The following is a 13028-nucleotide window of genomic DNA, read 5'->3' as shown; positions in this document are numbered from 1 at the left end:
ACACCCGCCCCAGCAGCACGACGGACCCGTCGGACCGCCGCCCCCGGAAGAACCCCGACGAGAACAACGAATGACCCGAACCCGCACACTGGCCGCCCTGGTGATGGCCCCGCTGGCCATCGCCGGTATCCTGTTCCTGCCGACCCAATGGGTGGTCGCGCTGGCCGCGCTGCTGTTCCTGGCCGGCCTGTGGGAATGGTTCGCGCTGGCCGAGATCGACGACGCACTGGCCCGCATGGTGCTGCTGGTGGCCAACCTGGCGCTGATGGTGGCAATCGTCTGGGGTTCACGCTCCAGCACCGGCTTCACCCTGGTGCTGCTGCAACTGGCCAGCATGATCGGCGTGATCTGGTGGCTACTGGCGCTGCTGTGGCTGCGCTTCCCGCGCTTCGCGCGCGACCATGCGACCCATGCGCGCGCATTCAAGCTCGCCGCCGGCACGCTCAGCGTGATCCCGGCCTGGTGTGCGCTGGCCTGGCTGCACGCCGAGGTACCGCATGCCGAGCTGGCCAACGGCCACTATTGGCTGCTGGCCGCGCTGGTGGTGGTCTGGGCGGCCGACACCGGGGCCTACTTCGCCGGCCGCAGGTTCGGCAAGCGCAAGCTGGCGCCGGCGATCAGCCCGAACAAGACAGTCGAAGGCCTGCTCGGTGGCCTGGCGGCGGCCGTCGTGGCCGGCGTCCTGCTCGGCCTGGTGGCCGGCGCGGAGCTTGCACAGTTGGCGGCGGTGGCCGTGGTCGCGCTGGTGGCCGGGTTGTTCTCGGTGGTCGGTGACCTGCTGGAGAGCCTGCTCAAGCGGCACGCCGGGGTGAAGGACTCCGGGCACCTGATTCCTGGCCACGGCGGCATCCTCGACCGCATCGATGGCCTGCTCGCCGCACTGCCGGCATTCGCACTCGGCAAGGCCGTGCTGGGCTTCTGAACATGTCCACGGGCAATCTGCGCCAGGTTGCGGTACTGGGCGCCACCGGATCGATCGGCACTTCGGCGCTGGACGTGATCGCGCGCCACCCGGCGCGGCTGCGCGCGAGCGTGCTCGCGGCCGGGCGCAACGTAGGCGCGCTGGTCGAGCTGTGCCGCCGGCACCGGCCGCGTCATGCGGTGATCGCCGATGCGTCGGCTTTCACCGCGCTGCGCGATGGCCTGCATGCCGCCGGCTTGGACACCCAGCCGCACGCCGGCGGCGACGCACTGGAGGCACTGGTCGCCGGTGATGCCTGTGACACCGTGGTCGCCGCGATCGTCGGCGCCGCCGGGCTGAGCTCGACCTTGGCCGCCGCGCGCGCCGGCAAGCGCCTGCTGCTGGCCAACAAGGAGTCGCTGGTGCTGGCCGGCGAACTGCTGATGGCCGCCGCGCGCGAAGGCGGCGCGACCATCGTGCCGATCGACAGCGAGCACAACGCAATCTTCCAGTGTCTGCCGGCTGCGCAAGCGCAGGCTGCGGGAGGAATGGCGGCGCCGGCGCACCGCGGCCTGGCGCGCATCACCCTGACCGCCTCGGGCGGCCCGTTCCGCGGCCGCCGCCGCGCCGAGCTGGCCGATGTAACCCCCGAGCAGGCCATCGCCCATCCGAAGTGGTCAATGGGGCCGAAGATCTCGGTCGATTCGGCCACGCTGATGAACAAGGGCCTGGAGGTGATCGAGGCCCATCACCTGTTCGGACTGGAGCGCGGCCGCATCGGCGTGCTGGTGCATCCGCAGAGCCTGGTGCACTCGCTGGTCGAGTTCGTCGACGGCTCCACCCTCGCCCAACTCGGCCTGCCCGACATGCGCACCGCGCTGGCGGTCGGCTTCGGCTGGCCCGAGCGGCTTGCGTCTGGCGTGGGCGGGCTCGACCTGCTCGCCGAGGGCGGCCGCCTGGAGTTCGAGGCGCCCGATCTGGAGGCCTTCCCGTGCCTGCGGCTGGCATTCGAGGCGCTGGCCGCCGGCGGCACCGTGCCAGCCATGCTCAATGCGGCCAATGAAGTGGTGGTTTCAGCGTTTCTTCAGCGGCGCATAGGCTTTCTGGCCATCCCGGACCTGCTCGAAGCCACCCTGAGCGCGCTGACCGCCGCTCCGGCCGATTCACTGGCCGTGTTGCAGGAGGCCGATGCGCGCGCGCGCCGCCACGCTGAACAGCTGGTGGCGCGCGCAGTCCAGTCCACGAGCCGGTCCGCCGGCGCGCCCGGATGAGGCACCCCTTGGCCGATATGATGACCCTTCCATTGAACAGACCTGCAGCGGACAAAACTCATGGGTGAGCTTCTCGGCTCGATCTGGTGGCTCATCGTCAGCCTCGGCGTGCTGGTCACGTTCCACGAATACGGCCACTTCTGGGTCGCGCGGCGTTGCGGGGTCAAGGTGCTGCGGTTCTCGGTCGGGTTCGGGCGGCCGCTGTGGCTGCGGCGCGGGCGCGACGGCACCGAGTACGTGATCGCCGCAATCCCGCTCGGCGGCTACGTCAAGATGCTCGACGAGCGCGAGGGCAACGTCGCCCCGGCCGAGGTCGCGCAGGCGTTCAACCGCAAATCGGTTTGGCAGCGCATCGCGATCGTCAGCGCCGGCCCGGCCGCGAACCTGCTGCTGTGCGTGGCGCTGCTGTGGGGCATGTTCGTGATCGGCCGGCCGGATTTCGCGCCGATCGTGGGCGACGTTCAGGGCATCGCCGCGCAATCGGGCCTGCAGCGCGGCGACACCGTCCTCGCGGTAGGCGAGCGCGCCACCCCGACCTGGAGCGAGGTGCAGCTGGCGCTGCTGCCGGCGGCGCTGGACCACGCCGACGTCCAGGTGCAGGTCCGCGACGCCAGCGGCCAGCACCGGACCCGCCGCCTCGAACTGAGCCGACTGGCAGCTAACTTCGACGAGCGCCGCGCGATCCAGGCAATCGGCCTGGCACCGCGGCACCTGGAAGCACCGCCGGTGATCGGCCGCGTCGCCCCGGACACCGCGGCCTGGGGTGTATTGGCCGAAGGTGACCGCATCACCGCAATCGATGGCGTGCCGGTTGCCACCTGGAACCAGATCGGGCCGCTGGTGCAGGCGCTGGGCGACAGCGGCGAGCCCGCGATGATCGAGGTCGAACGCGGCGACGCCCGGCTGGCGCTGCAGGCCACGCCGCGTCGCGCGCAGGGCGCGGACGGCGAGGCCTACTGGGCGCTCGGGATCGTGTCGGCGCGCATCGAGGCACCGCGAATGGATGCGCTGCTGCGCTACGGACCGGTCGAGGCGTTGCCGGCGGCGCTGCGCGAGGCCACTCACCAGGCCGGCGAGCTGTTCGCGATGGTCGGCCGTGCCTTCACCGGCCGAGTCGAGGTGCGCAACACCGTCGCCGGCCCGATCACCATCGCGCGCGCCGCCAATGCCTATGCCGACCAGGGGCCGGCGTGGTACCTGTCGCTGCTGGCCCTGCTGTCACTGAGCCTGGGCATCCTGAACCTGCTGCCGATCCCGATCTTGGACGGCGGACACCTGCTGTATTACCTTATCGAGTTGGTCAAGGGCAGCCCGGTCAGCGAGCGCGTCATGGCGGCGGGGCAATACGTGGGCCTGGCGCTGATCGCCGGCCTGATGGGTCTGGCGTTCTACAACGATATCGTGAACAACCTGGTCGGCTGATGCCGGCCGCCGCAACACCCGGCGCCGTTTCCGGCGCCGACATTCCCCAATCGGAAGTGATGATGACGCGAATCCCACCTCGCCGCCTGCTGGCCCGCCGCCTGCTTGTCCTCGCCCTCGCATCGGCACTGGCACCCGCCACGGCGCTGCCCGCGATGGCACAGTCGGCCGATCCGTTCTCGCTGAGCCCACCTGCGCCCGCGGCGCCCGCGGCGACCTCGCCGGATGCGTTCACCGTGTCGGAGATCCGAGTCGACGGCCTGCAGCGCATCGCCGCCGGCACCGTGTTCACCTACCTGCCGATCCAGCGTGGCGACACGATGGACCTGGCACGCGCAGGCGATGCGATCCGCGCGCTGTACGGCACCGGCTTCTTCGAGGACGTGCAGATTGGCCGCCAGGGCGACATCGTCGTGGTCACGGTGACCGAGCGCCCCGCGATCAACCGGCTGACCCTCACCGGCAACAAGGACATCAAGACCGAGGACCTGCAGGTCGGGCTCAACGAGATTGGCTTGACCGAAGGCAACACCTTCGACCGCCTCGCGCTGGACCGCGTCACCCAGGAACTCACGCGCCAGTACAACAACCGCGGCAAGTACAACGTCGAGATCGCACCGACCGTCAGGCAACTGGACCGCAACCGCGTCGACATCACCATCGCGATCGACGAGGGCAAGGCGGCCAAGATCCGCCACATCAACCTGATCGGCAACGAAATCTACGAGCAGGAAGCGATCCTGGACACCTGGGAATCGCGCGAAAGCAACTGGCTGAGCTGGTACCGGAGCGACGACCAGTACTCGCGCGAGAAGCTCTCCGGCGACCTGGAGAAGCTCAACAACTACTACCTCGATCGCGGCTACGTCGACTTCAGCATCGACAACACCCAAGTCTCCATCAGTCCCGACCGCCAGGACATGTTCATCACCGCCGGGCTGAGCGAAGGCGACCAGTACACGGTCTCCGATGTGCAGGTCAGCGGCGACACCGTGCTGGACAAGCAGAGCATCGAGGAGCTGGTGCTGGTCCAGCCCGAGCAGATCTTCTCGCGCCGCCTGCTGGAGATCAGCGCCGATGCGATCACCGCGCGGTTGGGCAACATCGGCCACGCCTTCGCCCAGGTCAACCCGATCCCCGACATCGACCGCGAGAACAAGACCGTCGGCATCAACATGCAGGTGGTGCCCGGCCCGCGGGTCAACGTGCGCCGCGTCGTGTTCAAGGGCAATACCCGCAGCACCGACGAGGTGCTGCGCCGCGAGATGCGCCAGTTCGAAGGCGCCTGGTACTCGCAGGCGGCGATCGACCGTTCCAAGATCCGCCTGCAGGGGCTGGGCTTTTTCGAGGCGGTCGACGTCGAGACACAGCCGGTGCCAGGCAGCAATGACGAGGTCGACGTGGTGTTCAGCGTCAAGGAGACCACGTCGGGCAGCTTCGTGTTCGGTCTTGGTTTCTCGCAGCTGAGCGGCCTGAGCACGCAGATCCAGCTGTCGCAGGACAACTTCCTCGGCAGCGGCAACCGCGTCTCGGTGCAGGCGCAGCGCAATGACTTCCTGCAGCGTTACGACTTCTCGTACGTCAACCCGTACTTCACCGACAGCGGCGTGTCGCTGGGCTACAACCTGTGGTGGCGCGAGTTCGACAACTCCGACTTCAATGCCGCCCAATACTCCAGCACCAGCGGTGCAGGCCAGATGGTGTTTGGCGTGCCGATCACCGAGACCGACACGGTGCAGGGCCTGATCGGCATCGACAGCAACCAGATCTTTGCATTCCCGGGCGCGACGCCGCAGCCGATCGTCGACTACATTGATGCGGTCGGGCAGCGCACCTTCCACGCCTGGCGTGGCGAGATCGGCTGGGGTCGCAACACCCTCAACAATGCCCTGACCCCGACCCGCGGCACCTTCCAGCGCATCTGGCTCGAAGCGACCCTGCCGGGCTCTACGGTCGAGTACTTCAAGCTCAACTACAACTTCTCCAAGTTCTGGCCGCTGTCGCGCCACTTCGTGCTCAATACGCGCGCCGAGCTCGGCTACGGCGACAGCTACGGCGACACATTCACCCGCAACATCTGCCACACCCCGCCACCGCCGCGGACCGAGGACAATCCCAACCCGCAGTCACCGGAGCCGTCCGATCCGTGCCTGCCCGACTCGCCCGACTACAACAAGACCGTCACCGCGGACGGCCTGCCGTTCTTCGAGAACTTCTACGCCGGCGGCACCCGCTCGGTCCGTGGCTTCCAGGACAACACCCTGGGTCCCCGCCAGGCGCCGTTCGCCGAAAGCACCTTCAGCCAGCCCGTCGGCGGTTCGCTCAAGACGGTCGGCTCGTTCGAGATGATCTTCCCGACCCTGCTCGACACGCCGGCTGCGCGCGTGTCGGCATTCTTGGACTTCGGCAACGTGTACGACGGGGTCGACAATTTCGACGCCGGCGAACTGCGCGCCTCCACCGGCATCGCGCTGATGTGGCGCTCGCCGATGGGCCCGATCACGATCAGCTATGCGCACCCACTGCGCAAGGGCAACGAGGACGAGGTCGAGCGCCTGCAGTTCTCCTTCGGCGGCTCGTTCTGACCGCGAGCCGGCGCACCCGTGGACGCTTCCTCACAGGCGGGCTCCTTTCAGGCAGGCGAGCTGGCCGAGCGCTTCGGCCTCGGCCTGCGCGGTGACGCCGCCGCAAGGGTGCACGGCGTCGGCACCCTCGCCGCCGCGCAGCAGGGCCAGGTCGCCTTCCTGGCCAATCCGCGCTATCGCGGCCAGCTCGCCGATACGCGCGCCAGCGTGGTGGTGATGCGCGAGGACGCCGCCGCCGCGTACGCCGGCACGGCCCTGGTGGCGGCGGATCCCTACGCCGCCTTCGCCCGGATCGCCGCGTTGTTCGAACCCCACCTGCAGCGTGCGCCGGGCGTGCATGCCTCCGCGGACATTCATCCCGATGCTCGGGTCGACAGCGGGGCGCACGTCGGGGCATTCGTCAGCGTCGGCGCACGCAGCCGCATCGAGGCCGGCGCGGTCATCGGGCCGGGCTGCGTGATCGGCGAGGACTGCGTGGTCGGTGCCGACAGCGAGTTGATCGCACGCGTCACCCTGGTCACCCGCGTGCGCCTGGGCCAGCGCGTGCGCATCCATCCCGGCGCGGTGCTCGGCGCCGACGGCTTCGGCCTGGCGATGGACCGGGCCGACGGCGGCGATCAGTGCTGGCTCAAGGTGCCGCAGCTCGGCGGAGTGGTCATCGGCGATGACTGCGAGATCGGCGCCAACACCACGATCGACCGCGGCGCGATCGAGGACACTGTGCTGGAGGAGGACGTCCGCCTCGACAACCAGATCCAGATCGGCCACAACGCATACATCGGCGCGCACACCGCGATGGCGGGCTGCTCGGCGGTGGCCGGCAGTGCCAGGATCGGGCGGTACTGCCTGGTTGGCGGCGGCGCCGGAGTGCTGGGTCATCTGGAAATCTGCGACCGGGTGGTGGTCACCGCCATGAGCCTGGTGACCCATTCGATCCGCGAGCCGGGCGAATACTCCTCGGGCACGCCATTGATGGACAATCGCAGCTGGCGCAAGAACGCCGCCCGCTTCAAGCAGCTCGATACGCTGGCGCGACGCGTCGGCCGCAAAGACGCATAGAGCACCGAGCGACCCGCAGAGGGATGTGCGGTTTTCTGCGCAGGATGCGCACTCAAGAGACTTACCGATGACCCAAAGCTTGCAACTCCCGGTTGACGTGTCCGCCATACAGACGCTGCTGCCGCACCGCTATCCGTTCCTGCTGGTCGACCGCGTCATCGAACTCGACCCGAACAAGCGCGTGCTCGCGTACAAGAACGTGAGCTGCAACGAGCCGTTCTTCAACGGCCATTTCCCCGGCCACCCGGTGATGCCGGGCGTGCTGGTGATCGAGGCGCTGGCCCAGGCCGGCGGGCTGCTGACCCAGTTGTCGGGTGCCCTCGGCGGCGGGAAGGACGGGGAATCGGCGAGCGGGATGCTGTATTACCTGGTCAAGGTCGACGGCGCGAAATTCTCCCGGATGGTCGTCCCCGGCGACCGGCTCGAACTGGAGGTCACCCTCAAGCGCACCATCCGCAACATGGCGATGTACTGCGGCGTCGCCCGAGTCGACGGCGAACAGGCCGCCTGCGCCGACATCGTCTGCGCCGGGGTCAAGGCCTGAGCATGGCCGCGGCGATCCATCCCAGTGCGGTGGTCGAGCCCGGCGCCACGCTCGGTGCCGGCGTGCAGGTGGGCGCGTTCTGCCATGTCGGCGCGGAGGTCGTGGTCGGCGACGGCACCCGGTTCGGCCCGCATTGCAGTGTGCAGGGTCCTGCCCGTATCGGCCGCGACAACCATTTCCACGGCCACTGCGCGATCGGCGGTGAACCGCAGGACAAGAAATACGCCGGCGAGCGGGTGGAGCTGAGCATCGGCGACCGCAACACGGTGCGTGAGTTCGTCACGATCAACCGCGGCACCGGCGGCGGCGGTGGCATCACCCGCATCGGCGACGACAACTGGCTGCTGGCCTACACCCATGTCGCGCACGACTGCAGCGTCGGCGATCACTGCGTGTTCTCCAACAATGCGACCCTGGCCGGGCACGTCAGCGTCGGCGACCACGTGATCCTCAGCGGCTTTGTCGGCATCCACCAGTTCTGCCGGATCGGCGCGCACGCGTTCATCGGCATGGGCGCGTTCGTCAACGGCGACGTGCCGCCATTCGTGATGGTCGCCCAGGAAGGCTACGGCCGCCCGCGCGGCATCAACAGCGAAGGGCTGAAACGCCGCGGCTTCGACGCTTCGCGCATCACTGCGATCAAGCGCGCGTATCGGGCGCTGTACGTGTCGGGCGCATCGCTGGAGGAAGCCCGCGGCAAGCTCGCGGCACTGGCGACCGACAGCGACGACGTGCGTGCGCTGCTGGCGTTCATCGACAGCGGCGAGCGGCCGTTGCTGCGGTGAGTACGGGGACCGGGGACCGGGGACCGGGGACCCGGAAAAGCATCGCTCGGCGCGTGGTGTCCCAGACGCCTGTGGCTGCGGGACCGGGTCCCGGGTCCCCGGTCCCCGGTCCCGGTTTCACACGCATCGCACTGGTCGCCGGTGAGGCCTCCGGCGACCTGCTCGGCGCCGGTCTGATTGCGGAGCTGCGCAAGCGTTATCCCGACGCCGAGTTCGCCGGCGTCGGCGGCGATCGGATGCGCACGGCCGGCTTCGATGCATGGCACGACGCCTCCGAGCTTGCGGTGATGGGGCTGGCCGAAGTGCTGCGGCATCTGCCGCGCCTGTTGCGGCTGCGCCGCGCGCTGCGTCGACGCCTGCTCGAGTGGCGCCCGGACGTGTTCATCGGCATCGACGCGCCGGACTTCAACCTGGGCCTGGAGCGCTCGCTCAAGCAGCGCGGTGTGCGCACCGTTCACTACGTCAGTCCGTCGGTCTGGGCCTGGCGCGAGCAGCGCGCGGCGAAGATCGGGCAATCCGCCGACCGGGTGCTGTGCCTGTTCCCGATGGAGCCGGCGATCTACGCGCGCCATGGCGTGGATGCGCGTTTCGTCGGCCATCCACTGGCCGACGAGATGCCGTTGCAGCCCGATCGCGCCCCGGCCCGCGAGGCGCTCGACCTGCCGCACGAGGTAACGGTACTGGCGCTGTTGCCGGGCTCGCGCCTGGGCGAGATCGACCGCCTCGGCCCGACTTTGCTGGAGGCGGCGTCACGCGTTGCTGCGGCCTGGCCGGATCTGCACGTCGTCATTCCCGCCGCAAACCACGCCTGCTGCGCCGCGCTGGAACGCCTGCTGTCCGATTGCCCGTTCCCGATTCCCCGTTGCCGGCTCATCGACGGCAACGCCCGTACCGCGATGGTCGCCAGCGACGTGGTCCTGCTGGCCTCCGGTACCGCCACGCTGGAGGCGATGCTGGCCAAGCGCCCGATGGTGGTCGCCTACAGGGTCGCGGCCTTGACCTACCGGCTGGTCAAGGGGCTGGGCATGCTCAAGGTCGACCGCTACGCCTTGCCCAACGTGCTTGCCGGCGAGCGCCTGGTGCCGGAACTGATGCAGCACGACTGCACCCCGGAGACGCTGGCGGGCGCGACGCTCAGGTGGCTGCGCGAGCCGGCCACGGTGGCCGCGCTGCAGCCGCGCTTCGAGGAGCTGCACCTGCATTTGCGGCGCGATGCTTCGGCGCAGGCGGCCGATGCGGTGGTTGAGTTGCTCGGCGCGAAGGCCGGGACTCGGGACCCGGGACTCGGGCAAGCCGGGACTCGGGACCCGGGACCCGGGACCCGGGAAAAGCAGTGATCGGTTCGAACCGGGCGTTGGTTCGGCTATCGTGTCGAGCCAGTCGCCTCCAATTGCCTTGTCCGGATCGCTCGTGACCTTCCAGCCACCGCCCCGCTCCACCCCGAGTCCCGAGTCCCGAGTCCCGAGTCCCGGCTACATCGCAGGCATCGACGAAGCCGGACGCGGCCCGCTTGCTGGCCCGGTGGCAGTGGCCGCGGTGGTGTTCGACCCGCAGCGCCCGCGCATCAACGGGCTGGCCGATTCCAAGCAGCTGTGCGCGGCGCGGCGCGAGCAGTTGTACGAACGCATCATTGAGCGCGCGCTGGCGTGGCGCATCGTGTTCATCGAGTCCGACGAGATAGACCGGATCAACATCCTGCAGGCGACGCTGCTGGGCATGCGGCGTGCGCTCGAGGGCGTGCTGCAGGCGACCGGCGGCGCGAGCGCCTGCGTCGCGCGCATCGACGGCAACTGCCTGCCGCGCGAGCTGCCCTGCCCGGCCGAGGCCTGGATCGGTGGCGATGCCCGGTGCCGCTCGATCATGGCCGCCTCGATCCTGGCCAAGGTCGCCCGCGACCGCCACATGCATACGTTGCATGCGCTGTGGCCGCAGTACGGGTTCGCCGGGCACAAGGGCTATTCGACCCCGGCGCATCTGGCTGCGCTGGCCGAGTATGGGCCATGCCCGCAGCACCGGCGCAGCTTCGCGCCGGTGCGGGCCTGCATCCGCGGGCCGCGGGAACAGGCGCTTGTCCCGGCCTGAATGCCGGCACGTGTGTAGAGCGGAGCTCGCTCCGCTGCCCGGCGCGGCTGAACGATAGGCGGGGCTGCCAAGCCCAGCGCCTCGCCAGCATTTCGATTGCACCGCGGTGGGTGCGGGGCTTTTCAGCCCAGCCTATGGTGTTGCCGGCGGGCGGAGACGGAGCAGACGAGCAAGCTCGGCTCTACCAGTCCGCGCGCGTCTCAATTGCGGATGATGATCGCCGGATCGAGCACCTTGCCATTGGCCTCGATCAGGTATTTGTACTCGCCGGCGCGCTCGCTGGCTGTCATCTCGGCCTTTTCGCGGCTGTCGATGGGGGCCGAGGACAGGTTCCGGGTGCGCAGATCGGCACTGGGCGTCTCGCCGGAGAAGCGGATCTCGAACGGCCCCCCGCCGACCGGCGCGCGCCAGGTGATGTGGGTCTCGGGCCGCACGGTGCACCGGTCGGGCTGCGCCGATGGCATGCCGTCGCTGGCGTAGCCGATGTCGACGTAGACTCGTTCGCTCGACTCCGACTGCCCGCACCAGACGCCGTCGGCCGGGTCGTCGGGATGCTCGGTCGCCTCGGCCACGTCGGGCCTGAGCGTGTCGGGTCCGGGGCAACCGGTCAGGGCCAGCAGCATTGCGGCGGTCACCGCGATGGTCGGCATGCGCATGGTGTTCTCCTTGAGCTTGGTCCGGCGACAGCCGGCGTGACCCCCGTGTTTTCGTGGTCAACGCAACTTGGCGCCCTGGGCGGCCCAGCGTCGTAGTTGCGGCGAGGCGCGGATGCGGCTGAGCGGAATATCGGCGCCGAGCGCCCGTGCCACCCGCGTGCGCGCGGCGGCCTCATCGCCCAGCAGCGCCAGCGTCTGTGCATTCGCCAGCGCCACCTCGCCCGGCTCGGTGCCGATCGCCTCGGCATGCGCGACCAACGCGACGGCGGCATCGCGTTGGCCGAGGTTGGCCCGATACCAGGCGAGCAGCGCCACCGCCTGCGCATCGTCGCTTCTGATGCGGAGATAGTTCTGTGCCAGCCGCGCCGCACGGCTATACGGCTCGCGCGCCTGCCCGGCGGTGGCCGCGTCGGCCACCAGCGCGTCGCCGAGATTGCCCCAGATGCGGTAGTCGTCCGGATCGAGCTCGGCCGCATGCCGGTAGAGCGCGCCGGCCTCGGCGTAACGGCCCTGCTGGTAGCGCAGCGTGCCGAAATTGCTGAGCGCACCGTAGTTGGGCCGGATCGCAAGCGAACGCTCGAACGCCTCCGCCGCGCGCGCCGAATCCCCGCTGGTGAGGCTCAATCCACCCAGGCTGTTCCACAACTGCTCATCGTCGGGCTGCAGGGTGGTGGCGGTGCGGAAGGCGGCAATCGCCCGCGGCAGGTCGCCGTTGAGGTAGTGGTGGTAGCCGAGCTCGCGATGCGCGGTCGGGTCGCCGGGCCGCTGCTCCATCGCACGCCGGAAGTAATCCAGCGCCAGCGCATCGCGCCCCTGCGCCCCCTGTGTGCGCGCCAGCCCGATATACGCCGCCGGCCGCAGGGCCAAGTCGTCGAGCGCGCGCGTGTACTGCTCCGTGGCCTGGGCGAACTCGCCGCGCACGCGGTGCATCTCGCCCAGCGCCAGGCTGACCTCGCGCAGGCCCGGGTCCATCTGCGCGGCCCGGCCGCAGGCCGCCTGCGCGCGATTGAACACGGTGGCGTCGCGGGCCGTCTCGAAGCGGCGGATCTCGGCCCGGCAGATGCCGGCCTGGGCGCGCGCGAACGCCGGATCGGCGGCCAGCGCCTCGCGGAACAGGACGACGGCCTGGGCCAATTCATCGTCGCCGGCCGCCTGCAACTGCTGCAGCCCCTTGAGGTAGACATCGTAGGCGGCGATGTTGCTGGTCGGGCTCAGCCGTTGGGCGAGCCCGGGGTGCGCGTCGGGAAGTACGCCCAGCAACGCGTGCACGACCTCGTTGGCGATCTCGCTCTGCAGGCCGAACACATCGGCGACCTCGCGGTCGTAGCTGTCGGTCCACAGGGTGAAGCCGGAGGCGGTGTCGGACAGGCGTGCATTGATGCGGACCCGCGGGCCCTCGCGCCGCACGCTGGCGTCGAGCACCGTCGCCACGCCCAGCCGCCGCCCGAGCGCGCGGACATCGGCCTCGTCCTCGAGCGCGGCGCCGACCGTGCGCGCAGCCACCTTCAGCCCGGGCACACCCGCCAACGCATCGTGCATCTCCACCGCCAGGCCTTCGGCGAAGTAGCGGTCGTCGCGCTCGCTGCTGAGGCTGGTGAATGGCAGCACCGCGATGGAGGCCTCCGCCGGCGGCGAACGCGCCGGCCCGCGCGCCAGCCACGAGGCGAGCCCCACCACGGCGATCAGCACCAGCAGGCCGGCGGCCGCCGCTAGCCGCCACCGC

The 13028-nt window shown here is 69.7% G+C and carries 10 protein-coding genes and 1 pseudogene; 9 read left to right on the top strand and 2 right to left on the bottom strand.

Features of this window, described 5'->3' with window-relative positions:
* The first annotated feature begins 70 nt into the window (after positions 1-70).
* The 9 genes and pseudogenes from ACJQWM_RS08500 (at position 71) to rnhB (ending at position 10649) form a co-directional block, all read left to right on the top strand.
* Positions 71-922: a phosphatidate cytidylyltransferase gene (locus tag ACJQWM_RS08500; protein WP_332707213.1), complete on the top strand. Its 852-nt coding sequence runs from the start codon at positions 71-73 to the stop codon at positions 920-922.
* A gap of 2 nt (positions 923-924) precedes the next feature.
* Positions 925-2172 carry a 1-deoxy-D-xylulose-5-phosphate reductoisomerase gene (locus tag ACJQWM_RS08495; RefSeq protein ID WP_332707210.1) on the top strand — a complete coding sequence of 416 codons (1248 nt, stop codon included), beginning with the start codon at positions 925-927 and terminating at the stop codon, positions 2170-2172.
* A gap of 60 nt (positions 2173-2232) precedes the next feature.
* On the top strand, positions 2233-3594 hold the full coding sequence (rseP, locus tag ACJQWM_RS08490; RefSeq protein WP_332707207.1) for an RIP metalloprotease RseP: 1362 nt from the start codon (positions 2233-2235) through the stop codon (positions 3592-3594).
* 62 nt (positions 3595-3656) lie between these two features.
* Complete coding sequence (bamA, locus tag ACJQWM_RS08485; protein ID WP_332707204.1) at positions 3657-6179, top strand: outer membrane protein assembly factor BamA; 2523 nt, start codon at positions 3657-3659, stop codon at positions 6177-6179.
* Between the two features lie 18 nt (positions 6180-6197).
* The gene (gene lpxD, locus ACJQWM_RS08480) at positions 6198-7238 is read left to right on the top strand and encodes a UDP-3-O-(3-hydroxymyristoyl)glucosamine N-acyltransferase (protein ID WP_332707201.1); all 1041 of its coding nucleotides are present in this window, start codon (positions 6198-6200) and stop codon (positions 7236-7238) included.
* Positions 7239-7305: 67 nt separating this feature from the next.
* The gene (gene fabZ / locus ACJQWM_RS08475; protein ID WP_332707198.1) at positions 7306-7782 is read left to right on the top strand and encodes a 3-hydroxyacyl-ACP dehydratase FabZ; all 477 of its coding nucleotides are present in this window, start codon (positions 7306-7308) and stop codon (positions 7780-7782) included.
* Between the two features lie 2 nt (positions 7783-7784).
* Entirely contained in the window at positions 7785-8567 is a 783-nt protein-coding gene (gene lpxA, locus ACJQWM_RS08470) for an acyl-ACP--UDP-N-acetylglucosamine O-acyltransferase (RefSeq protein ID WP_332707195.1), read from the top strand.
* Between the two features lie 56 nt (positions 8568-8623).
* Positions 8624-9904: a lipid-A-disaccharide synthase gene (gene lpxB, locus ACJQWM_RS08465; RefSeq protein WP_411306762.1), complete on the top strand. Its 1281-nt coding sequence runs from the start codon at positions 8624-8626 to the stop codon at positions 9902-9904.
* 66 nt (positions 9905-9970) lie between these two features.
* Positions 9971-10649, top strand: a pseudogene (rnhB, locus tag ACJQWM_RS08460) (ribonuclease HII).
* Positions 10650-10849: 200 nt separating this feature from the next.
* Here the strand turns inward: rnhB and ACJQWM_RS08455 are convergent.
* Both ACJQWM_RS08455 and ACJQWM_RS08450 read right to left on the bottom strand, forming a co-directional pair.
* Complete coding sequence (locus ACJQWM_RS08455; protein WP_332707189.1) at positions 10850-11305, bottom strand: hypothetical protein; 456 nt, start codon at positions 11303-11305, stop codon at positions 10850-10852.
* A 57-nt stretch (positions 11306-11362) separates the two neighbouring features.
* On the bottom strand, positions 11363-13028 hold a 1666-nt coding region (locus ACJQWM_RS08450), incomplete at its 5' end, for a tetratricopeptide repeat protein (RefSeq protein ID WP_332707186.1).

This window comes from Novilysobacter longmucuonensis (genome assembly GCF_046600735.1).
GTDB lineage: Bacteria > Pseudomonadota > Gammaproteobacteria > Xanthomonadales > Xanthomonadaceae > Novilysobacter_A > Novilysobacter_A longmucuonensis.
The sequence above is the reverse complement of the archived record's forward strand: the minus strand, read 5'-3'. Positions and strand labels throughout refer to the sequence as shown.

Coding starts and splice junctions, on each gene's coding strand:
- ACJQWM_RS08500 (WP_332707213.1), top strand. CDS start 71: ATGACCCGAACCCGCACACTGGCCGCCCTGGTGATGGCCCCGCTGGCC.
- lpxA (WP_332707195.1), top strand. CDS start 7,785: ATGGCCGCGGCGATCCATCCCAGTGCGGTGGTCGAGCCCGGCGCCACG.
- bamA (WP_332707204.1), top strand. CDS start 3,657: ATGACGCGAATCCCACCTCGCCGCCTGCTGGCCCGCCGCCTGCTTGTC.
- ACJQWM_RS08455 (WP_332707189.1), bottom strand. CDS start 11,305: ATGCGCATGCCGACCATCGCGGTGACCGCCGCAATGCTGCTGGCCCTG.
- rseP (WP_332707207.1), top strand. CDS start 2,233: ATGGGTGAGCTTCTCGGCTCGATCTGGTGGCTCATCGTCAGCCTCGGC.
- ACJQWM_RS08495 (WP_332707210.1), top strand. CDS start 925: ATGTCCACGGGCAATCTGCGCCAGGTTGCGGTACTGGGCGCCACCGGA.
- fabZ (WP_332707198.1), top strand. CDS start 7,306: ATGACCCAAAGCTTGCAACTCCCGGTTGACGTGTCCGCCATACAGACG.